This is a genomic window from Nocardia sp. NPDC059240 (genome assembly GCF_042753865.1).
Classification (GTDB): Bacteria; Actinomycetota; Actinomycetes; order Mycobacteriales; family Mycobacteriaceae; genus Nocardia.
Genome location: NZ_JBHZAC010000006.1, coordinates 317803 through 342810 on the forward strand (window position 1 = coordinate 317803; position 25008 = coordinate 342810).

The following is a 25008-nucleotide window of genomic DNA, read 5'->3' on the forward strand; positions in this document are numbered from 1 at the left end:
CTAAGTCCGGGGGGTGAAAGCGTTCAGCACCGCGGCGATCTGTACGAGCGCGTCGGGCGATGTCATCCGCCAGTGGGTGGTCGGTACGGCATGGTTGTCGAGGACGCCGTCGATGGCGTCGGTCCAGCTGGAGATGCCCGCGGTACCGCTCGGATCATCCAGTGCGGCATGGAAATACAGCAGATCGCCCTTGAAGCGACGGGGCCGGTAGGCGCCGATGAGCGGGAAGGCGGCGACGGCGCCGTCGAGGATCCGGGCGATCCGGTCCGCGCCGACCTCGGCCTCCACGTCGATCAGCCCCGGCACCTCGCCCAGCAGCTCCGTCACCGGGACCGCGTCCTCGGCGTCGACCTCGCTGTCGAGCGAACTGTCCAGCATGGCGAGGGTCGCGACCTCCTGGCCTTCGTCCTGCAACTGCACCGCCATGGCGTGGGCGATCACACCGCCGAGCGACCAGCCGAGCAGGTGGTAGGGCCCTTCCGGCTGTACCGTGCGGATCTCGCGCACATAGCGTGCCGCCCACTCCTCGATCGAATCCGGCAGTGGCACATCGGCGGTCAGGGTCGGCGATTGCAGGCCGTACACCGGCCGGTTCTCGTCGAAGTGAGCCGCCAGGCCCGCGAAGGACCAGGCGACGCCGCCGATCGGGTGGACACAGAACAGCGGTGCCCCCGTGCCGGACGGCCGCAGCGGCAGCAGGACTTCGAACGCGGCGTCGGTGTCGACGCCTCCCGGCGCGCTCAACGTCCCCGCGATCTCGCCCGGTGTCGACGCGGCGAAGACCAGCACGACCGGGACCCGCTGCCCGAGCTCCTCGCCGAGGCGGGTGGCCAGCCGGACCGCGAGCAGGGAGTTGCCGCCGAGCTCGAAGAAGTTGTCGTCCAGCCCGATTCGTTCCGCGCCCAGCACCTCGGCGAACACCGCGCAGACGGCGGTCTCCACCTCGGTCTCCGGGGCACGGTAGGTGCGGGCCACGAACTCCGGCGTGGGCAACGCGGCACGATCGACCTTGCCGTTGGCATTGCGCGGCACCGCGTCCAGCGATATCAGTGCCTCGGGCACCATGTAGCTGGGCAGCAGCCCCGCCAGCCGGGCTCGCACCCGCGCCGGATCGATGTCGGCGGTGGCACTGAAGTATCCGACCAGCCGCGCCGTGTCGGCCTCGCCGTCGACGACCACGACCGCGTCGGCGATCGCGGGATCCGAGCGCAGCGCGTGCTCGATCTCGGCCAGCTCGATGCGGTAGCCGCGCACCTTCACCTGGAAGTCGCGACGTTCCACGAATTCCAGTACCCCGTCGCCGGTTTCGCCCGCGGCCCGGGTCCAGCGCACCAGGTCACCGGTGCGATAGAGGCGGGAACCGGCGGGCCCGAACGGAGCCGCCACGAACCGTTCGGCCGTCAGGTCCGGGCGGGCGTAGTAGCCACGGGCCAGCTGCGCACCACTGAGGTACAGCTCGCCGGTGACGCCGACCGGCACCGGCCGCAGCCGGTCGTCGAGGACGTACACCCGCGAACCCGCCTCCGGAGTACCGATGGGCACTACGGCCTGGCGGATCTCGGTGTCGGTCCGGAATCGCGTGACCGACACCGCGGCCTCGGTCGGGCCGTACAGGTTGTCGATGCGTGCCGTGGTCGCCGCCTTCGCACGCTGCACGGTCTGTGCGGGCAGTGCCTCACCGATGACCAGCAGCCGCCGCAGCGGCGCGGGCAGCGCGCCCGCCGCGACATCCACCAGCATGGCCAGCAAGGACGGCACCAGAGTGAGGGTGGTCACCGATTCCCGCCGGATCAGCTCCAGCAGGCCCTCCGGATCATGTTGTGCCCCTTCGGGAGCCAGCACCAGCCGGGCGCCGGTGCGCGAGGCCCACCAGAGTTCCCAGATCGAGAGGTCGAACGCCGCAGAGGTCATCCACAGCACCGAATCACCCTCGGCCAAACGGTATTCCGACTGCATCCAGTCCAGCTGGTGTGCCACCGACGCGTGCGGTACCGCGACACCCTTGGGCTTGCCGGTCGATCCCGAGGTGAAGATGACATAGGCGGGATCCGACGGCGAGGACGGCGCGCGCCGCTCCTCGTCACGAATCGCGTTGCCGGGCAACGTCGGATCCTCGGCCAGCGATACGTCCAGCACGGTCGTGTGCGGTGGCAGGGTGTCCGGCAGCGGCATTCCACGCGGCCCGGTCAGCACCACCGCCGGCGCGGCCGTCTCCAGCACCATGGCGGTGCGCTCGGCCGGGTGGGCCGGATCCAGCGGCACATACGCGCCGCCCGCCCGAACCACCGCGTACATGGCGACCAGCAGCTCGATGCTGCGCGGAAGGGCCAGCGCCACCAGGGTTTCCGGTCCGACGCCCGCCCCGAGCAGAACCCGGGCCAGTCGGTCTACCCGCTCGGCGAAATCGCGATAGGTCAGCGACCGTCCGCGTTCGACGACCACCAGGGCGAAGGGCGTGCGCCGCACCTGCGCGTCGAAGGCGTCGAGCAGGCCACTCACCGGGAAGGAGGGGCCGGTGGCGTTCCAATCACGCAGCAGGCGTGCCGATTCCGCCGGGCCCAGGATGTCCACGTCCCCGATCGGGGCCTGCGGATCGGCGATGACCCCGGACAGCAGACGCAGCAGGCGTTCGGTGAATCCGGTGACGGTGACCTCGTCGAACAATGCCGTCGAGTAGGTCATGGTCGCGGTCATCCCGGCCGCCCCACCGTCCGCGTCGCGGCGGTCGGTGACGATCAGGTGCAGATCGAACTGCGAGACGTCGGTGTCGAATTCGACGGCCGATACCCCGAGCCCGTCCAGGTCGAGGTCGGCCTGGTCCTGGTTGTGGAAGGTGAAACCGATCTGCACCAGCGGGTTCCGCGCGGTGGAGCGTTCCGGATTGAGCACCTCGACCAGCCGCTCGAACGGCACGTCCACATTGTCGAAGGCCGCCACATCGCCGGCCCGGACCGTGCGGATCAGGTCCGTGAAGCTCGCGGCCGGGGCCACCTGGGTGCGCAGCACCAGAGTATTGACGAACATGCCGACCAGATCGTCGAGCGCCGCGTCACCGCGTCCGGCAACCGGGGTGCCGACCGCGATATCGGTCGATCCGGTGAGCCGCGACAGCACCGCCGCGAAGGCGGCGTGCACCGTCATGAACAGGGTCGCACCGGCGGTGCGGCCCAATTCGGTGAGGGCGCTCTGGGTTTCGGCGTCGATGGTGAAATCGACGCGACGGCCGTCGGTGTCGAGCACCACCGGCCGGGGACGGTCAGCGGGGACGGTCAGCAGCGGCGGCAACCCGGCCAGCGTCTCGGTCCAGAAGCCCAGCTGGCGGGAGACCAGCGAGGCCGGATCGTCCTCGGAGCCCAGCAGTTCGTGCTGCCAGACCGCGTAGTCGGCGTACTGCACCGGCAGCGGCGTCCACGCCGGGGCCACACCGGCCTTGCGGGCGGCGTAGGCGATCATGAGGTCGCGGGCCAGCGGGGCCAGCGAGGAACCGTCACCGGCGATGTGGTGCATGACCACCACGAAGACGTGGTCGTCGGGGGCCAGCCGGTACAGCGCCGCCCGCAGCGGCACCGTCGTGGTGACATCGAAGCCCTGCCCGATCAGCTCGGCGACCGCCGCGGTGACGGTCTCCTCGGTGACCGGAATCGCCTCGAGCGCGGGCAGTTCCGCGACCGCCGTGGCGGGCAGCACCACCTGCACCGGACCCGTCGCGGTCTCCGGGTAGACGGTGCGCAGCACCTCGTGCCGGACCACCACGTCCGCGATCGCGGCCTGCAGCGCCGCCACGTCCAGCTCGCCGCTCAGGCGGATCGGGAGCGGGATGTTGTAGGCGGTGGAGTCCGGATCCAGGCGGTTGAGGAACCAGATGCGTTGCTGCGCCAGCGAAACCGGTACCGGACCGTCGCCGGTGCGGGGCAGCAGCGGCGGGCGCGCGGGGACCCGGTCGGCGGCCAGCACCGCGGCGGCCAGCGCCTCGATGCCGGTGTGCTCGAACACGGTGCGCACGGGGATCTGGATCCCGAACGCGGCGGTCAGTCTGGCAGCCAATTGTGTTGCCGTGAGCGAGTTTCCGCCGAGCATGAAGAAGTCGTCGGCGATGCCGACCCGCTGCGCGTCCTCGATGCCGAGCACGTCGGCGACGACCCCGGCGACGGTGCGCTCGGTGTCGGTGCGCGGCGCGATGAACTCGGCGGTGCGCAGTTCGGGCTTCGGCAGGGCGCGGCGATCCAGTTTGCCGTTGACGGTCAACGGGATCGCGTCCACCACCACGAGGGCGGACGGAATCATGTAGGACGGCAGCCGTTCGGCGGCACCGTCGCGGACGGCGTCCAGGTCGGGCACGAGGCCGACCTCGGGCACCACGTAGGCCACGATCCGCAGATCGCCCGGCTGGTCCTCGCGCACGATGACCGCGGCCTGCGCGACACCGTCCTGCGCCAGCACGGCCGCCTCGATCTCGCCGAGTTCGATGCGGAAGCCGCGCACCTGGACCTGATCGTCGGCGCGGCCCAGGTATTCGAGTTCACCGGCCCGGTTCCAGCGGGCCACGTCACCGGAGCGGTACAACCGCTCGCCCGGCGTGCCGAAGGGGCTGGCCACGAAGCGGGTCGCGGACAGGTCCGGACGGCCCAGGTAGCCACGCGACAACTGCGCACCGGAGACGTACAGCTCGCCCGCGACGCCGACCGGCACCGGGCGCAGCCGCTCGTCGAGCACGTACACGTGCAGACCGGCGATCGCGTGGCCGATCATCGAACCGGTGGCGGCGGCGATGGTGGCGGTGTCGAGCGTCCGATGCGACACGTGCACGGTGGTCTCGGTGATGCCGTAGATGTTCACGATCTCCGGTCGCGAATCCCCGTGGCGGGCCACCCAATCCGCCATGCGGCGCAGCTCGAGCGCCTCACCGCCGAGGAACATGTACCGCAGGGCGAGCGGCTCCGCGTCGGCTGCCGCGAGGCGGTCCGCCTCCGCGAATTGGTAGAACGCCGACGGGGTCTGGTTGAGCACCGTGACCCGTTCGCGGCGTACCAGTTCCAGGTACAGCTCCGGTGAACGCGACACGTAGTAGTCGACGACGATCAACTTGCCGCCGTAGAGCAGCGGGCCCCACAGCTCCCACACCGAGAAGTCGAAGGCGTAGGAGTGGAACAGCGTCCACACGTCGTCGTGATCGAAATCGAACTCGGGGACGATATTCGCCATCAGCCGCACCACGTTCTGGTGCGCCACGGCCACGCCCTTGGGGCGGCCGGTGGAGCCGGAGGTGTAGATGACGTAGGCGAGGTGGTTGGCGCGCAGCGGGGCGCGCCGGTCGGCCGCCGTGATCGGCGAGTCCGGCCAGTCCTGCGAATCCTCGTCCAGCCGAATGATGTGCAGATCGGCAGGCAGCTCGACCTCGACGGTCGAATCGGTGATCACGCTGGTGGGCTTGGAGTCCGACAGCACGTAGGCGAGGCGGTCGGCCGGGGAGGACGGATCCAGCGGCACATAGCCCGCACCGGCCTTGAGCACGGCCAGCAGGGCGACGACCAGTTCCGCCGAACGCGGCAGCAGCACCGCGACCAGCGACTCCGGACCGGCGCCCTGGCTGATCAGCCTGCGCGCCAGCATGTTCGCGCGCCGATCCAGCTCGGCGTAGGTGAGTTCCTCGTCGCCGTAGCTGACCGCGACCCGATGCGCGTGCGCGGCCACCGCGAGATCGAACAGGCTCGTCAGCGTGGCCTCGGACTCGCCGGCATCCTCGCCCTGGGTTCCCCAGAGCTCGAGGACATTGCGGCGTTCGTCCGCCTCCATCAGTTCGATGTCACCGATCGGCGCGGTCGCGTCCGCGGCGACCGCGCGCAGCACGCGTTCCATGCGCTCGGCCAAGGACACGATGGTCTCGGCGTCGAAAAGGTCGGTGGCGTAGTTCCATTCGATGGCCAGCCGGCCTTCGGCGTCCGGCTCATCGGAGACGGTCACCTGGAGATCGAAGCGGGATACCGGGGCCTCGAAGTCGACGCCTGCCAGGGTCAAGCCGGGCGCCTCGAAGCTCGGGGTCTCGATGTTCATGTAGGCCAGGGCCACCGTGAACAGCGGGTTGCGCGCCTGGGTGCGGGGCATTCCGAGCGCGTCCACGACCTGGTCGAAGGGCACGTTGGCGTGGTCGAACGCCGCCAGGTCGGCCGTGCGGGTCTGGGTCAGCAGCTCGTCGAAACCGCGGCCCAGGTCCGGGCGGGTGCGCAGCACCAGGGTGTTGACGAACATGCCGACCAGATCGTCGAGGGCGGCATTGCCGCGGCCCTCGATCGGGGTGCCGATGGCGATGTCGGTGCTCGCCGAGACGCGGGCAAGCAGGACCGACAGCGCGGCGTGCCACACCATGAACGCGGTGACGTTGTGCGCCTCCGCGATTCGCTTGATCTCGGCGGCCAAGTCGCGGTCGAGCTTGGTGTGCAGGTACGCGCCGCGGCCGGACGCCACCTCCGGGCGGGGCCGGTCGGTGGGCAGGGACAGTTCGTCGGGCAGATCTCGCAGCGTCTCGGTCCAAAACGCCAGTTCACGGTCCCCGACGAGCTCCAGGTTGGCCTGCTGCCAGAGCGCGAAGTCGGCGTACTGCACGGGCAGGTCGGTCCACTCGGGCGCGTGCCCGTTGGCCCGGGACAGGTAGGCGGTGATGGTGTCGCGCAGCAGCGGATTCATCGACGCGCCGTCACCGGCGATGTGGTGCTGGACCACCAGCAGCACGTGGCTGTGCTCGGATTCGCGCAGCAGCGCGACGCGGATCGGCACGGTGGTGGTGACGTCGAATCCCTCGGCCGCGAAGGCCGCGATCCAGGCCGGATCGGCGGCGTTCTCGCCGGTGTGGATCTCGAGCGGGAGCGGGGCTTGCTCGGCGGGCAGGATCAGCTGGTAGCCGGTGCCGTCCGCGTCGGACGGGTAGCGGGTGCGCAGCGACTCGTGGCGGCCGACCACGTCGGCGAAGGCCGCCAGCAGGACGTCGGTGTCGATCTCGCCGGTGACGCGGACCGCCGAGGGCAGGTTGTAGGCGGCGGATTCGGGGTCCAGCCGGTTGAGCAGCCACATGCGGGTCTGTACCGGGGACAACGGGATTCGCTCCGGCCGGACGGCGCGCCGCAGCGGCAGGCTGGTGCCCGCGGCGACAGCCAGCTCCGCCAGCCCTGCGATCGTCGGGGCCTCGAACAGCTGGCGCACACCGAGATCCGTCCCGAGGGCCGCGTTGGCGCGGGCGATCAGGCGCATGCCGAGCAGCGAATTTCCGCCGCGGGCGAAGAAGTCGTCGTCCGCGCCGAGGGTGACGCCGCCGAGCAGATCCCCGGCGAGGGCGGCCAGGGTGGCTTCCGCGCCCGGCGCGGGCTCCCGGAAGGCCACGGTGGCTGCGGTGAATTCGATGGCGGGCAGGGCCGCCCGGTCGAGTTTGCCGACCGTGGTGAGCGGCATCGCCGCCAGCACCGCCACGTGGGCGGGCACCATGTAGGAGGGCAGCTGGGTGCGGGCGTGGGCCAGCACCGTCTCGGCGTCGACCCCGTCACCGGAGACGTAGCCGACCAGGCAGTCCGCGCCGGTGGTGTCCTTCGCCAGCAGCACCACCGCGTTCGCCACGCCGGTGGCGGACAGCAGGGCGGCCTCGATCTCCCCGAGCTCGATGCGCTGACCGCGCAGCTTGATCTGGAAGTCGTTGCGGCCCATGTACACCAGGTCACCGGCGCGGTTCCAGCGCACCAGGTCGCCGGTGCGGTACATGCGGGTGCCGGGTACCCCGAACGGGTCGGCCATGAACCGGTCGGCGGTCAGCGCGCCGCGACCCTGATAGCCGCGGGCCAGCTGGGCGCCGGCCAGGTAGAGCTCGCCGATGACGCCCATCGGCACCGGGCGCAGGCGGGCGTCGAGCACGTAGGCGCGGGTGTTCCAGTTCGGGCGGCCGATGGCGACCTCGAAATCCGGGTCGGCGTCGGAGAATTCGTGGTAGATGGTCGAGATCGCGGCTTCGGTGGGGCCGTAGGCGTTGTGCACCGAACCGCCGACCAGCTCGCGCAGCCGGCCGAGCAGTTCGACGGGCAGCGCCTCGCCGCCGGTGTGCAGGTGGCGGAACGAGTGCAGGGCGTCGCCGTGGCCCTCGGCGATCAGCGCGGCCAGCACCGACGGCACGTGTTCGGCGATGGTGACGCCGTATTCGCGCATCAGCCCGGCCAGGTAGTCCAGATCCAGCGGGCCCGGACGCGGAATCACCAGCGGCGCACCGACCATGGCGGGCAGGAAGCACTCCCACACCGAGACGTCGAAGGCCAGCGGAGCCCGCTGCATGATGCGGTCGGCGCGGGTGACGCCGTAGCGCTCCTCGAGCCAGCGCAGCTGGTTCATGATGGCGCGGTGGCTGGTGGCCACGCCCTTGGGCAGACCGGTGGAGCCGGAGGTGTAGAGCACGTAGGCGAGGTTGTCCGGGCGCAGCACGCCGATCCGGTCCGCGTCGGTGATCGGCGCGTCCGAGAAGTCGTTCAGCGCACCGGTTTCCAGCAGTTCGGCGACGTCCAGCGTACGCACGCCCGCGAGTTCGGGCAGTGTCGCGCCGCCGACGGTCAGCACCAGGGTGGCGTTCGAGGTGCCCAGCACGTGGGCGATGCGATCGGCCGGGTGCGACGGGTCGACCGGCACGTAGGCGGCACCGGCGGCCACGACCGCGTACAGCGCGACCACCATGTCGACGCAGCGTTCGGCGGTGACACCGACGATGGCGTCCGGGCCGGCGCCCTGCGCGATCAGCAAGCGGCCCAGGCGATTCACCCGTCGGGCGAGATCCGCGTAGCCGACCCGCTCGCCTTCGAAGACGAGCGCGGCGACGTCGGGATCCTGGGCGGCTCGAGCGTCGAGCAGCTCGGCGAGGGTCTCGACCGGCAGCGGGCGTCCGGTGGCATTGCGGTCCACCAGCAGCACACCACGTTCGGTGCGCGACATGAGCTCCACGTCACCGGCGGCGACGCGCGGATCGGCGAGCAGCGCGCACAGCACGCGGTCGAAGGTCTCCTGGAAGCCGCCGATGGTGGCGGCGTCGAAAAGGTCGGTGGCGTAGGTGATGTAGACGTCGATGCCGCCGGGCAGGCCGTCGGGACCGGTGGTCTCGGCCAGCGTCCAGTCCAGGTCGAACTGGGTGGCGGTGGCGTCCACGGTGAGCGCCTCGATGCTCAGGCGGTTGAGCTTGACGCTGGGCCGGGCGTGGTTCTGCAGGGTCAGTGTCACCTGGGCGAGCGGCGAATGCGCTTGGGAGCGCACCGGATTCACCGCTTCGACCAGCATTTCGAAGGGCACCACGGCGTGATCGAAGGCCGTCAGGTCGGTGTCGCGGACCTGGGTGAGCAGCTCGGACAGGGACGCGTCCGGCCGGACGTCGGTGCGCAGCACCAGCGTGTTGACGAACATGCCGACCAGGTCGTCGAGGGCCTCGTCACCGCGACCGGCGACCGGGGTGCCGATCACGATGTCGGTGGTGCCGGAGAGTCGAGCCAGCGTCACCGAGAGTGCGGTGTGCAGCACCATGAACGGGGTGACCCGGCGCTCGGCCGCGAAAGTCAGGACGGCCGAGTGCAATTCGGCGTCGAAGCTGCTGTGCAGGCCCGCGCCGCGACCGCTGGCCACGGCGGGGCGGGGGCGGTCGGTGGGCAGCGGCAGGACGTCCGGGACGCCGTGCAGGCGGCGGGTCCAGTGCGCGAGCTGCTGTGCCAGTACCGATTCGGCGTCTTCGGGGCCGCCGAGGGCGGCGCGCTGCCACAGCGCGAAGTCGGCGTACTGCACCGGCAGCGGTGCCATGCGAGGCACCTCACCGGCGCAGCGGGCCACGTAGGCGGTGGCGATATCGCGGGTGAGCGGGCCGAAGGACCAGCCGTCGGCGGCGATGTGGTGCACCACCAGCACCAGCAGGTGGGCGCCCGGCTCGTCGGTGAGTTCGAGCAGCCGGATGCGGAACGGCACCTCGGCGGTGACGTCGAAGGCGGTGCGCGCCAACGACTCCACCAGTCCGGGCAGGTCGGCGGAGGTGACCGGCTCGGCGACCAGGTCGATCAGGCGGGTGCCGGCGGGCAGGACCAGCTGGCTGGCCTGGCCGTCGTGCTCGGGGTAGATGGTGCGCAGGGTCTCGTGGCGGTCCACCACGTCGGCCACGGCCGCACGCAGGGCTTCGACGTTCAGCGGGCCGGTGAGGCGCAGCGCGAACGGAATGGTGTAGCCGTCGCGAATGTCGAAGCGGTTGAGGAACCACAGCCGCTGCTGGGCGATGGACAGCGGGATGTGGTCCCCGCGTTCCTGGGCGACCACCGGGGGCAGCTCGACCAGCGTCTCGGCGTCGGCCGCGCGGATCTTGGCGGCCAGGCCCGCGACGGTGGCGTCCTCGAACACCGCGCGCAGCGGAATCCGCACGCCCGCGGCCTTACCCAGGCGGGCCACCAGCTGGGTGGCGATGAGCGAGTTGCCGCCGAGGGAGAAGAAGTCGTCGTCCGCACCGATCCGGGCGGTACCGAGCAGCGAAGCGAAGACCTCCGCGACGATCCGCTCCTCGGGGCCGGTGGCCGCACGGAAGGCGGTGGTGGCGGCGGCCGGGGCGGGCAGCGCGCCACGATCCAGCTTGCCGGAGCTGTTGACCGGGAAGGATTCCAGGGACATCAGGACGGAAGGCACCATGTAGACCGGTAGTCGCTGTGCCAGTTCAGCTTTCAGCGTGGCCACCGAGATCTCCGCGCCCGCGGCAGGCACCAGGTAACCGACCAGCTGGGCGTCGGCGCCGGAGCCGCGCACCACGACCACGGACTGGGCGACCGTGGGGTGCGCGGTCAGCGCGGCCTCGATCTCGCCCAGTTCGATGCGCAGGCCGCGCAGCTTCACCTGGAAGTCGGTGCGGCCCAGGTATTCCAGTTCGCCATTGCGATTCCACTTGACCAGGTCGCCGGTGCGGTACATGCGCTCGGAAGTGCCGAACGGGTTGGCCACGAAGCGATCCGAGGTCAGGCCCGGACGCGTCACATAGCCGACCGCCAGCTGGTCACCGGCGAGGTACAGCTCGCCCGCGACACCCACCGGGACCGGGCGCAGGCGGGCGTCCAGCACGTAGAGCTCGGTATTGAAGGTGGGGCGGCCGATCGGCACCGCGTCCACATCGGCATCGGTGACCTGGTGGTAGGCCACCTCGACGGCGGCCTCGGTCGGGCCGTAGAGGTTGTGTAGTTCCGCGCCGGTGAGCTCGCGCAGCCGGTGCGCGGGCTTCGCGGACAGCGCCTCGCCGGAGGCGAAGACGATCCGCAGCGAGGTGCAGCGCGCGGCGGCCTCCTCGGCGACGAAGACGGTCATCATGGACGGCACGAAGTGCGCGGCCGTGATGCCCTCCCGGGCGATGAGTTCGGCGAGATACACCGGATCGCTGTGGCCCTCGGGCTTGGCGATCACCAGGCGCGCGCCGATCTGCAAGGGCAGGAAGAACTCCGGGACAGACACGTCGAAGGTCATCGGGGTCTTCTGCAGCACCACGTCGGCGGCGGTCAGGCCGTGCGCCGACCGGCCCCAGACCAGGCGGTTGACGATCGCGGCATGGCTGACCGCGACGCCCTTGGGGCGGCCGGTGGAACCGGAGGTGAAGATCACGTAGGCGGTATTGGAATCCCGCAGCGGCGCACGGCGATCCGCGTCGACGATCGGCTCGTCGGACACGCCGGTCAGGTCGAGCAGGTCGATGCGCACCTGGGCGGCGTCCATGGGCAGGTCCGCGCCGGAGGTCAGCACGGTCACCGGGTCGGCGGTCTCGAGGATGTACTCGAGGCGGTCGGTCGGGTGATCCGGGTCCAGCGGCAGATAGCCCGCACCGGCGGCGGACACGGCGTACATGCCGATCATCAGGTCCAGCGAGCGGCGCATGCCCAGCGCGACAAGCGATTCCGGGCCGACACCCTCGCTGATCAGCCAGCGGGCCAGCCGACGGACGCGGCCCGCGAACTCGGCGTAGGACAGACTCGTCCCCTCGAAGGTGAGGGCGGTGGCGTCGGGGGTGCGGGCGACCTGCTGCTCGAACAGCGAGATCAGCGTCTTGGCGTCGGTGGCGGCGGTCGGGGTCAGGCCGAGTGCGGCGTCCACGTCGAAGGCGGTGTCGTTCCAGCCCCGTACGACGAGTTCGCGTTCGGTGTCGCCGAGCAGGTCGATGTCGCCGACCAGGACGGCGGCGTGGGTGGCGACCGAGGTCAGCAGGCGGCCGAACTGCTCGGTGAGCGCGGTCGCGGTGGCGGCGTCGAACATCTCGGTGGCGTAGCGCAGGTTGCCGGTCAGTCCGGCCTGTTCGCCGAGCTCGCCGACCACCAGGTGCAGATCGAATTTGACCGTCGGGTCGTCGATTTCGACGGGGGTGACGGAAAGCTCGGGCAGGGCGAAGGTGCCCGCGCCGCCGGTCATCCGGGCGTCGTTGAACGACAGCATGACCTGGGCCAGCGGCGGCGCGCCCGTGGTGCGGTCCACCGACAGCGCGTCCACGACGCGCTCGAAGGGCAGCTCGGCGTGGCCGAAGGCGGCCAGGTCGGCGGTGCGCACCCGGTCCAGCAGGTCGGTGAAGGGCCGGTCGGCCTCGACCTGGGTCCGGAGTACCAACGTGTTGACGAACATGCCGATGAGGGCGTCGAGTTCGCGTTCGCCGCGGCCGCCGATCGGGGAGGCGATCGCCACATCGGCGGTGCCCGCGGTGCGGGCCAGCAGGGCGGCGAAGGCGGCGTGCACGACCATGAACAGGGTCACGCCATGCGCCCGCGCCAACTCCCGCAGGTTCGCGGCCACGGCCGGGTCCACCGAGAACGGAATGGACGCACCGGCATTGGTGGCGACGGCGGGTCGGGGACGGTCGGCGGGCAGGGCCAGCTGCGGGGGCAGACCGGTCAGGGTCTCGCGCCAGAACTCGAGCTGCTGGTGTGCGAGCGAGCCGGAATCGGCTGCGTCACCGAGGAGTTCGTGCTGCCAGAGGCTGTAGTCGGCGTACTGGATGTCCAGGGGCGCCCAGCCGGGTTCGATGCCGGAGGTCCGGGCGGTGTAGGCGACCATGAGGTCTGTGATGAGCGGGGCCAGCGACAACGCGTCGGCGGCGATGTGATGCACGACCACGGCCAGCACGTACTCGGGCTCGGCGGCGTCCTCGACCAGGAAAAGGCCGATGCGCGAGGGCAATTCGCGGGTCACGTCGAATCCGGCGGAGACGAACGCGGTAATGGTGCCGGGCAGGTCGGCGGCGGGGACCGGGATGGGAGTCAGGCTCAGGCCGACGTCGGCGATATCCAGGATGTCCTGATACGGGCCGGAATCGGAGTCCGGGTACGCGGTGCGCAGCGATTCGTGGCGGGCCAGCACGTCCATGGCCGCCTGCTCGAGTTCCGCGATGCGCAGGTTCCCGGCCAGCCGCAGCACGATCGGCATGTTGTAGACGCTGTGCTCGCCGTCCTCGGATTCGATCCGGTTCAGGAACCACAGGCGCTGCTGGGCGGGCGAGAGCGGAATGCGGTCCGGGCGCGGGCGGGCGGCCAGCTGGGGCCGGGCCGCATCGGGATTCGTGGCGACCAGGAGGGCGGCGAGGCCCTCGACGGTGGACGCCTCGAACAGCAGGCGCACGGGGACGCGCGCGCCGAGCTCCGCACCGATCTGGGAGGTGACGCGGGCGGCGTCGAGGGAGCTGCCGCCCAGGGCGAAGAAGTCGTCGTCGAGGCCGACTCGGTCGGCGTTGAGCACCTCCGCGAAGACCGCGGCGACCAGGCGCTGGGCCGGATCGACCGGTTCGCGGAAGGTCTTGGCGCGCAGTTCCGGAACGGGCAGCGCCTTGCGGTCGAGCTTGCCGCTGGAGTTGAGCGGCAGCTCGGCGAGGGTCAGCAGGGCGGTCGGGACCATGTAGGACGGCAGGACGCGGGTCAGGCCCTCGCGCAGGGTTTCCGGGTCGAGTTCGGTGCCCGGGGCCGGGACCACATACCCGGCCAGGTAATCGCCGGAGTCGCCGTCGACCAGCCGGACCGCGGCCTGCGCGACCTCCGGGGTCAGCAACAGCGCGCTCTCGATCTCGGCCAGTTCGATGCGCTGGCCGCGGAACTTGATCTGGAAGTCCAGGCGTTCCAGGTAGACCAGCTCGCCGTCCTCGGTCCACTTGACCAGGTCGCCGGTGCGGTACATGCGCTCGCCCGGACGCCCGAACGGGTTGGCCACGAAGCGATCCGAGGTGAGATCGACGCGGCCGTGATAGCCGCGCGCCAGCTGCACACCGGCCAGATACAACTCGCCCGCCACCCCGATGGCGACCGGGCGCAGCCGCGAATCCAGCACGAACACCTGGGAATTCCACTCCGGCTCGCCGATCGGCACGGCGAGCGTGTCGGAGCGGTGGGCCTCGCGGAAGGTGATGGACACCGCGGCCTCGGTGGGGCCGTACAGGTTGTGCACCCCGGCGTCGCTGACCGCCCAGAAGGCGGCGACGGTCTCCGGCGGCAGCGCCTCGCCGATGACGAAAACCTCACGCAGCGAGTCGAGTTCGCCCGCCTCGGCGTGCGCGGCGAACACCGCGAGCATGGACGGCACGAAGTCGGTGAGCGTAACCGAGTGCTGGGCAATGGTTTCGGCGATGTAGCGGGGGTCGCGGTGGCCGTCGGGGGTGGCGACCACCAGGGTCGCGCCCGCACGCAGCGGCAGGAAGTAGCCCCACAGCGAGACGTCGAAGGTGGTGGCGGTCTTCTGCAGGTAGATGTCCTGGCGGCCGATACCGTATTCGGCCTGCATCCAGGCCAGCTGGTTGGCGATGGCGCGGTGGGTGACCGCGACGCCCTTGGGCTTGCCGGTGGAGCCGGAGGTGAACAGGACGTAGGCGGGGTGGTCGGGGTGCAGGGGCGCGCGGCGCTCGCGGTCGGCGATCTTGCCGCCCGCGTACGGGGACAGCTCCAGCTCGTCGAGGTAATAGGTTGCGACGTCGATGTTCTCGGGGGTCGCGAAGCCGTCGCGGCGGGTGGTCAGCACGGCGTGCGGGGCGGCGGTCGCGAGAATGTGCCCGACGCGCTCGGCCGGGTGGGCCGGGTCCACGGGCACGTACGCGCCGCCGGCGCGCAGCACGGCGTACATGGCCACCACCAGCTCGACCGAGCGGGCCATGGCCAGCACGACCAGGGATTCCGGGCCGACGCCCGTGGTGATCAGGTAGCGGGCCAGTCGGTTGGCACGCTCGGAGAGTTCGGCGTAGGTGAGTTCGGTATCGCCGAAGACCAGGGCGCGGGCGTTCGGGGTGCGACCCGCCTGCGCGTCGAAACCCTGGTGCAGGAACAGGTCCGGGACGCGCGAGCCGGTGGCATTCCAGCTCGACAGGACGTAGTCGCGTTCCCCGGCATCCAGCAGTTCGATATCGCCGACCGGGATTTCGGCGTCGGCGACCGCGGCGGTGAGCAGGCGGGTGAACTTGGCCGCCAGTTCGCGAACCGTGTGCTCGTCGAAAAGGTCGGCGGCGTAGGTGTATTCGACTCGGTACAGGTCACCGTCACCGACGACGGTCAGCTGCAGGTCGAACTTGGCGATGCCCGGATCGAAGTCCAGCTGCTCGGCGCTCAAACCAGGCAGCGCGGCATTGATGTCGCCCAGGTTCTGCATGAACAGTGCCACCTGGAACAGCGGGTGGCGGTTGCGGGCGCGGGCCGGGTTGAGCACCTCGACCAGGCGCTCGAAGGGGACGTCGCGGTGGGCGAAGGCGCGCAGATCACGGTCGCGCACATGGCCGATCAGCGCGCCGAAGGAATCGCCGCCGCGCACTTCGGTGCGCAGCACCAGGGTGTTGACGAACATGCCGACCAGGTCGTCGAGCGCCTGGTCGCCGCGCCCGGCGACGGGGGTGCCGATGGCGATGTCGGTGGTGTTGGACAGCCGGGCCAGCACGGCCGCGAGGGCGGCGTGCAGCACCATGAACGGGGTGGCGCGATGGGCGGCGGCCACCTTGTCGACCGCGGCACGCAGGTCGGCGTCGAGCACGGTCTCGAAGGTCGCGCCCCGGAAGCTGGAGGCGGCCGGGCGCGGGCGGTCGGCGGGCAGGTCCAGCTGGGCGGGCAGGTCCGCGAGTTCGTCTGCCCAGAAGGCGATCTGGCGGGCGGACACCGAGTCCGGGTCGGACTCGTCGCCCATCCAGGCGCGCTGCCACAGTGCGTAGTCGGCGTACTGGACCGCGAGCGGCTCGTACTGCGGGCGCTGGCCGGACTGCCGGGCCAGGTAGGCCATCACCAGGTCGCGTACCAGCGGGCCGACGGACGCGCCGTCGGCGGCGATGTGGTGGGCGACCACCACCAGGGTGTGGTCGGCGGGGCCCGAGCGCAGCAGCCGGGCCCGCAACGGGACCTCAGCGGTGACGTCGAATCCCTGTGCGGCCAAGGTGAGTACGGTCGTGGCCAGCTGGGACTCCGGCACCTCGCGCGGGGTCAGGTCCACCGCGGCGGCGGGCAGCACCACCTGGGCGGGGCCCGCCTCGGCGGCCGGGTAGTAGGTGCGCAGCGACTCGTGGCGCTCGATCACGTCGGCGAAGGCGGCGGCCAGCGCGTCGGTGTCGAGGTCGCCGCGCAGGCGCAGCGCGAACGGCATGTTGTCCACCGCCGACGGATCGAATTCGTCGGCGGCCGGGTCGTATTCGCTGCGCGCGTAGTGGTTGAGGAACCACATGCGCTGCTGGGCCGGCGAGAGCGGAATGTGCTCCGGACGCGGCCCGGCGACCAGCGGCGGGCGCACCGTGCCGGAGGCGTTGTCGCCCAGCGCCGCCAGCGCGGCCACGGTGGGCCGCTCGAAGAAGTCGCGCACGTCCACGGTGACGCCGAGCGTCTCGCGGATGCGGGCGATGGCGCGGGTGGCGATGAGCGAATTGCCGCCGATGCCGAAGAAATCGTCGTCCGCGCCGACGACGGTCAGGTCGAGCAGGTCGGCGAAGATGGCCGCGACCGCCTCCTCGGCGGGCGTTTCGGGAGCCCGGTAGACGGTGGCGGCGTCGGCGAACACCGGTTCGGGCAGGGCGCGGCGATCCACCTTGCCGTTCACATTGAGCGGCAGCGCGGTCATGGGCACCAGCAGCGACGGCACCATGTACTCGGGCACGTGCGTGCGGACGGTGGAAAGGATTGCGGCGCTGTCGATGTCGTGCCCCTCGGCGGCGACCACGTAGCCGACCAGCGCCTGTTCGCCGTTGGGCCGGGTGTGCATGAGCACCGCCGCCTGCGCGACGGCACGGTCGCGCCGCAGGGCCGATTCCACCTCGCCCAGTTCGATGCGCAGGCCGCGCATCTTCACCTGGAAATCGCTGCGGCCCACGTATTCCAGCTCGTCGGGTCCGCCGTCCGGGTTCGCGACCCAGCGCACCAGGTCGCCGGTGCGGTACATGCGGTCGCCGGACGGGCCTTCGGGATTGGCCACGAAGCGTTCGGCGGTCAGTCCCGCGCGACCGAAGTAGCCGCGGGCCAGCTGCGGCCCGGCCACGTAGAGTTCGCCGACCACGCCGACCGGCACCGGGCGCAGATCCTCGTCCAGCACCAGCAATTCGACATCGTCGCCGGGGCTGCCGATCGGAATCGAGTCGACGTCGGCGGCGGTGACCTCGTGGGAGGTGGCCAGCACGGTGGACTCGGTGGGGCCGTACACGTCGAACAGGGTCGCGCCGCTGACGCTGCGGAAGTCAGCGGCGATTCCGACGGGGACGGTCTCGCCACCGGTGAGCAGGTAGCGCAGGGAGTCGGGCATATCCTCGCCGGTGCGCAACAGCTCGCCCACCAGGGCCGCCAGCATCGACGTCACGAAGAAGGCCGCGGTGACCTCGGAGTCGCGAATGGTCCGCACCAGGTAGGCGGGATCGAGGTGACCGTCGGGGGCCGTGATCACCACGCGGGCCCCGGTGTGCAAGGGCCAGAAGATCTCCCACACCGAGGCGTCGAAGGTGGTCGAGGTCTTGAACAGGAGCGCGTCCTGCTCGGTCAGCCGGAACTGGCGCTGCTGCCAGCGCAGGAACGTGATGACCGCGCGGTGCGGGATCGCGACACCCTTGGGGCGGCCGGTGGAGCCGGAGGTGAAGATGACGTACGCAAGGTTGTCAGGTCCGGGCTGCTCGAGCTCCGGATCCTCGGCCGGGGACAGCGGCTGCGGCTGGTCGAGGCCGTATTCCCGTGCGGTGCGCTCGAATTCGTCGATGCGCAGCACCGGGACCTCGGTGTCGAAGTCCATCTGATCGGCGGTGGTGGTGAGCACCACGGCGGGCCGGGCCACCTCGAGCACGTAGGCGATGCGCTCGGCCGGGTGATCCGGATCGATCGGCACGTACGCGCCGCCGGCCTCGAGAATGGCGAACATGCCGACCAGCAGCTCGAAGGAGCGTCGCGCCGCCAGGCCCACCAGCACGTCGGGGCCGACGCCCAGCCCGCGCAGGTGGCGGGCGAGAACCGTGACGCGCCCGGCGAATTCGGCGTAGGTGAGGGTCGCGCCCTCGAATTCCATGGCCACCGCGTCGGGCGTGCGCGCAACCTGTGCCCGGAACTGGGTGGCCAGCGTCTCGACCGGGGCCAGTTTCGGGTCGAGCACCTCGGAGGCCGCCAGCACCGCGTCGTCGACGAGCGCCTCCAAAGTGGCGGTGAGACCGCCTTCCTCGCCGTTCATCAGGCCGGGTAGCTGTCCGGAGACCACGACCTGCATGAGGGCTTCGGGCTCGAGAGCGCCACCCATGGCCTCGCCGAGCATGGCGGTCTCGGTCGCCAGCGCGCCGTAGGAGACGGTGTCTCCCGCGTAGCGCAGGGCGATGCGGTCGGGTTCCAAATCGGCCACAACGGCGATCAGGCAAGGTAGGTCGCCCACGCCGTAGGCGCGGCGCAAGGCCGTGACCCGGCCGGTACGGCTGGTGGCGATCGACTCTGCGTAGTGCATCAGAGGCTTCCTTCCGACGTGCTTTCCGAGCGAAGGATCAGGACCTGCGCGTCCGCGCTGAGCGTGCTCAGGGCCTGTTTGAGTCCGGCCGCGCCGAGGGCGGCCAGAATGCCGGGCACCAGTCCGGCCAGGGCCACGTTCACGAGCGCTTCCGGCTTGGCGGCGGCGCCCATGGCACGGGCGGTGACGGAGATCTTCTCGGCGAGATCCCGGTAGGTGACGGTGTGGGCACCGTGGGTGAGGGCGAGGCCCTCGGGGGCGAGCGCCGCGGCGGCGGCGATCAAGGTCGGCAGATCCGATTCCGCGGCCGCGGGCTGCTGCGGCGCGGCCGGTCGGCGGCCCCGCTCGGCCTCGGTGCGAATGTCGATGGCGCGCACCGTGACCGCCGGATCGGCGAGCACGGTGTCGAGCACCAGCAGCAGGCGCTGGGCCAGCAGACGCACCGACTCCGCACCGAAAATGTCGGTGGCGTAGTCGAATCGCATGTCCAGGCCGATCACGCGGCCCGCCTGATCGTGGCGTTCGACGCCGGTGAGCTGCAGATCGAACTTGGCCTCGGACAGCTCCGGCTCCAGCGCCTCGACCATGAGACCCGGCAGGGCGACCGAGGTCTGGGCCAGGTTCTGGAAGGCGAAGGCCACCTGGAACAGCGGGTTGACCGACGCCGAGCGAGCCCGGCCGGTGGCGGCCAGGACGGCTTCCACCACGCGCTCGAAGGGTGCGTCGGCGTGGGCGAAGGCCGCGAGATCGCGGTCGCGCACCTGGCGCAGCAGTTCGGTGAAGGCGAGCTTGCCGTCCACCTCGGCGCGCAGCACCACGGTGTTGACGAACATGCCGATCAGGTCGTCGAGGGCGCGTTCACCACGACCGGCGAGGGGGACGCCGATCGTGATGTCGCGCTGGCCCGACAGTTTGGCCAGCAGCACCGCGAAGGCGGCGTGCACGACGCCGAACAGGGTGGCGTTGTGCTCGCGGGCCAGGGCCGAGAGCCGCTCGACGGTGTCCGCGGGGACCTCGAATTCGACCTTGGCGCCGAGCATTTCGCGCCGGGCCGGGCGGGGGCGGTCGGTGGGCAGCGCCAGCTGTTCGGGGGCGGAGGACAGCTCGTCGACCCAGAAGCGCAGCTGCCGCGACAGCAGGCTGTCGGGATCCGTATCGGACCCGAGCGCCGCGCGCTGCCAGGCGGCGTAGTCGCCGTACTGGATCTCGAGGGGCGTCCAGGCCGGGGCGATGGCAGCCAGGCGAGAGGTGTAGGCCAGCACCAGATCCCGGGTCATGGGCTGCATGGAGAAGCCGTCGGCGCTGATGTGGTGCAGCACCACCAGCAGCACGTGATCGGCCGGGGCGAGTTCGAACAGGGCCACCCGGACCGGCGGGGCGAGGGTGACATCGAAACCTGCGGTGGCGGTTTCGAGCAGGCGGGCCGGGAGGTCGTTCTCCGACACCGGGATCGCGGTCAGTTCACCGTCGAGGTCGCTGAGATCCAGCACGATCTGCACGGGTTCGCCGTCGATCTCCGGGTACCGGGTACGCAGGATCTCGTGGCGGGCCAGTACATCTCGCAGGGCCGCGGTGAGTGCGGGCTTGTCCAGGTCGCCGGTGAGGCGGATGGCGGCGGGCACGTTGTAGGCGCCCGATTCCGGGTGCAGGCGGTTGAGCACCCACATGCGCTGCTGAGCCAGCGACAGCGGGGCCGGGCCCGCGCCGGTGCGGCGGGTCAGGACGGGCAGCAGGTCACCGCGGTCGGCGGTGGCGATCCAGGTCGCCAGGCCGCCCACGGTCGGAGTCTCGAACAGGGCCGAAACCGGCACCCGCACACCGAGATCCGAACCGAGCCGGGCGGTCAGGCGAGTCGCCATGAGCGAATTGCCGCCCAGGGCGAAGAAATCGGTGTCCAGGCCGATGGCGATGTCGGTGCCGATGACCTCGGCGAAACCGGCGGCGACGGACTGCTCGAGGGCCGTCACCGGCTCGCGGTAGGCGGCCACCGTGAACTCCGGCTCGGGCAGGCGGGCCCGGTCGACCTTGCCATTCGCGTTGAGCGGCAGGGCATCCAGCACCATGAGGGCGGCGGGGACCATGTACTTCGGCAGCTCCGCGACCAGCGCGCGGCGCAGGTCGGCGGAGAGCTCGGCGCGGCTGTCCTCGGCAATGCCGGGGATCGCGACGTAGGCCACCAGGCGGGCACCCGCGTCGGGCGTGGTGTGCGCGACCGCGACCGCGGACTGCACACCCGGCTGCCGACGCAGGGCCGTCTCGACCTCGCCGAGCTCGATGCGGAAGCCGCCGATCTTGACCTGGAAGTCGGCGCGGTCGAGGTACTCGAGAGTGCCGTCGGCACGCCAGCGCACGATGTCGCCGGTGCGGTACATCCGGCCACCGGCAATGGGATCCGCGACGAAACGGTCCGCGGTCAGTGCCGGACGGCCGTGGTAACCGCGGGCCAGCTGGGCACCCGACAGGTACAGCTCGCCGGGCACACCGATCGGGACCGGCGACAGGCGGGCGTCGAGCACGTAGACGCGGCTGTTCCAGACCGGCGCACCGATCGGGACGATCTGCCGGTGGTGCTCACGGACCTCGTGGGCGGTGATGGAGACCGCCGCCTCGGTGGGGCCGTAGAGGTTGAACAGCTGTGCGCCGGCGGCGTTCTCGTCGAGGAACTGCGCGGCGGTCGCGGCGGGCAGCGCCTCGCCGATAGCCAGCACCGCACGCACCGAGGCGGGCAGCGGGCCGGTCGCCAGCAGCATGCCCAGCAGCGAGGGCACCGGGTGCACGACGGTGACGGCGTGCGTGTCGATCAGGGCGCGCAAGCGGTCCGGGTCGCGTTCGTCGCCGGGGGCCGAGACCACCAGGCTGCCGCCGGTGGTCAGTGCCGACCAGAACTCCCACACCGACAGGTCGAAGGTGGCGGGGGTCTTGAGCAGTGCGCGGTCGGCCGGGGACAGCTCGAAAGTGTCACGCAGCCAGCACAACTGGTTGACGATGGCCGCGTGCGGCACCGCCACGCCCTTGGGCAGGCCGGTCGAGCCCGAGGTGAAGATGATGTAGGCGGGGTGCTGCGGGTGCAGCGGGCGCACCCGGTCGGCGTCGGTGATGGGGGCCGCGGACGCGGTGCGATCCAGACCGTCGACCTCGAGCACCGGTACGTCGGTGGTGAAGCCGATGCCGTCCGCGGCAGTCGTGAGAACCACTGCCGGAGCGGCGGTCTCGACGATGTAGGCGATCCGGTCGGCCGGGTGATCCGGGTCGATCGGCACGTACGCGCCGCCCGCCTTGACCACCGCGTACATGGCGATCACCAGGTCGATGCCCCGCCGCATGGCCAGCACCACGGCGGTCTCGGGTCCGACTCCGAGGCCGATGAGAGTGCGGGCCATGCGGTTCACCCGGGCATCGAATTCCGCGTAGGTGAGCGTGGTTTCGCCGTCCAGCAGGGCGACGGCGTCCGATGCGGCCGACACCTGGTCGTCCACCAGATCCGCGAGGGTGGCGGGGGCGACCGGGTGCGCGGTGGCGTTCCAGTCGTGCAGCATGCGCTGACGCAGGCCCGCGCCCAGCAGATCGATATCGCCGATCGGCATATCCGGCTGGGTGGCAACCGATTCCAGCAGCCGGGCCAGGGCGGCGACGAAGCGCTGTGCGGTGGCGTCGGTGAACAGGTCGGTGGCGTAGCCCAGGGTCAGGGCCAGCCCGGCGGGCGCACCCGACTCGGCGTACTCGTCGACCGCGAACAGGTGCAGGTCGAATTGCGCGACGTGAGTGTCGAATTCGATCTCCGACACGGTCAGGCCGGGCAGCTCGAGGGCGGCCCGCTCCTGGTTCTGGAAGGACAGGCCCACCTGCATGAGCGGGTGCCGGGCGGTCGAGCGCTCCGGGTTGAGCACCTCCACCAGGCGCTCGAACGGCACGTCGGCGTGCGAGAAGGCCGCGATATCGCCGTTGCGGACCCGGGCCAGCAGGCCGGTGAACGATTCGGCGGCGTCGGTGCGGGTGCGCAGCACCAGGGTGTTGACGAACATGCCGATCACGTCGTCGAGGGCGCGGTCGCCGCGGCCGGCGATCGGGGTGCCGACGGCGATGTCGTCGGTGCCGGTGAGCCGCGCGAGCAGCGCGCTGTAGGCGGCGTGCACGACCATGAACAGGGTCGCGCCGTGCGTGCGGCCCAGCTCGGTCAGGCGGGCGTGCAAGCCGGCGTCCAGCGGCAGCCGGATGTAGTTGCCGTGCAGGCTCTGCCGGGCCGGGCGCGGGTGATCGGTGGGCAGGTCGAGCTGGTCGGGCAGTCCGGCCAGGGCCGTGCGCCAGTAGGCGAGCTGGGTGGCGGCCACCGAGTCGGCGTCGTCCTCCGAGCCGAGCAGGGCGTGCTGCCACAGCGCGTAGTCGGCGTACTGCACGGTGAGCGGCTGCCACATCGGCGCGGTGTCCGACCGGCGGGCGTGGTAGGCGAGCATGAGGTCGCGCACCAGCGGGACCACCGAGGAACCGTCGGCCGAAATATGGTGCAGCACACCGGCAAGCACGTAATCGGCGTCGGCGACCCGCAGCAGCTCCACCCGGATCGGCACCTCGGAGGTGACGTCGAACGTGGTGGTGAGGATCTCACGGACCCGGTCGGGCAGCTCGGCCTCGGTGACGTCGGCGACGGTGAGACCCGAGAATGCTTGCGCGGCAGGCAGAATCACCTGCGCCGCACCCTCCGCGGTTTCCGGGTAGACAGTGCGCAGCGTCTCGTGCCGTTCCAGCACATCGGCGAAGGCGCCGGCCAGCGCCTCGACATCCAGTTCACCGGCCAGTCGCAGCGCGATCGGCACGTTGTAGGCGGTGGAGGCGCGGTCGAAGCGGTTGATGAACCACATGCGCTGCTGCGCCGGGGACAGCGGCAGCCGCTCCGGACGCTGCGCCGCGACCAGGGCGGGACGCTGGGATTCGCCGGTGCCCTCGGCGATCCGGGCGGCCAGGGCCGCCACGGTCGGTGCCTCGAACAGCACGCGCACGCCGACCGTGGTCTCGAAGACCGCGCCGAGGCGTGCGACCGCCTTGGTAGCGACCAGGGAGCTGCCGCCCAGGGCGAAGAAATCGTCGTCCGCGCCGACCTGGTCGATGCCGAGCAGTTCGGCGAACACGCCCGCGACCAGTTCCTCGGCCACGGTGGCCGGGCGGCGGTACGCGCTGCCCGCGAAGACCGGGGCGGGCAGGGCCTTGTAGTCCAGCTTGCCGTTCACGGTCATCGGCATGGCCTCGAGCACCGTGTAGGCGGCGGGGATCATGTAGGCGGCGAGGCGGCCGGTCAGGGCGGCGCGCACCGAATCCAGGTCCAGGGCCTCGGTTTCGGCGACCAGGTAGGCGACCAGCTGATCGGCGTGCACGACCACGACGGCCCGGCGGACCTCGGGATGCTCGGCCAGTACGGCCTCGATCTCGCCCAGCTCGATCCGGTAGCCGCGCAGCTTCACCTGGGAGTCGTTGCGGCCCAGGTAATCCACATTGCCGTCGGCGGTCCAGCGCACCAGATCGCCGGTGCGGTACATGCGCTCGCCGGGAGCCCACGGGCAGGCGACGAAACGCGCGAAGGTGAGATCGGCGCGGCCGCGATAGCCGCGGGCCAGCTGCCCGCCCGCCACGTACAGTTCGCCGACCACGCCCACCGGCACCGGCCGCAGCCGGTCGTCGAGCACCCATTCGCGCAGGCCGTCGAGCGGCTTGCCGATGGTGACGTGATCCGAAACGCTCAGCGGCGCGGTGGCATTCACCACGACGGTGGCCTCGGTGGGGCCGTACGCGTCGACCAGGATGCGACCGGACTCGGCCCAGCGGCGCACCAGCTCCGCCGGGACGGCCTCGCCGCCGGTGGCGGCCGAGACCACGTCCGGCACGTCGGCGGGATCGATGGTGCCCAGCGCGGACGGCGTCATGACCAGGTGGGTAACCCGGTGCCTGCAAATCAGTTCCGCGAGTTCGGGGCCCACGGCGGACTCCGGCGGAGCCACCACCAGGGTGGCGGCGGAGTCCAGGGCCAGCACCAGTTCGCCCACCGAGATGTCGAAGGAGGGCGAGGAGACGTGCAGGATGCGTGCGTTCTGACCACTGCGGTAGCGCTTG

General features: G+C 71.1%; 2 protein-coding genes (1 of these 2 only partly in view). Both read right to left on the reverse strand.

Annotated elements, in window-relative coordinates; translation table 11 throughout:
* Positions 1-18909 carry a non-ribosomal peptide synthase/polyketide synthase gene (locus ACFXHA_RS23600; protein ID WP_379360156.1) on the reverse strand — a complete coding sequence of 6303 codons (18909 nt, stop codon included), beginning with the start codon at positions 18907-18909 and terminating at the stop codon, positions 1-3.
* Positions 18909-25008, reverse strand: the end of a protein-coding gene (locus ACFXHA_RS23605) for a non-ribosomal peptide synthase/polyketide synthase (protein ID WP_379360158.1). It continues 11834 nt past the right edge of the window; only the last 6100 of its 17934 coding nucleotides appear in the window; the start codon falls outside the window, past its right edge; its stop codon occupies positions 18909-18911. The genes ACFXHA_RS23600 and ACFXHA_RS23605 overlap by 1 nt, the downstream gene beginning before the upstream one ends.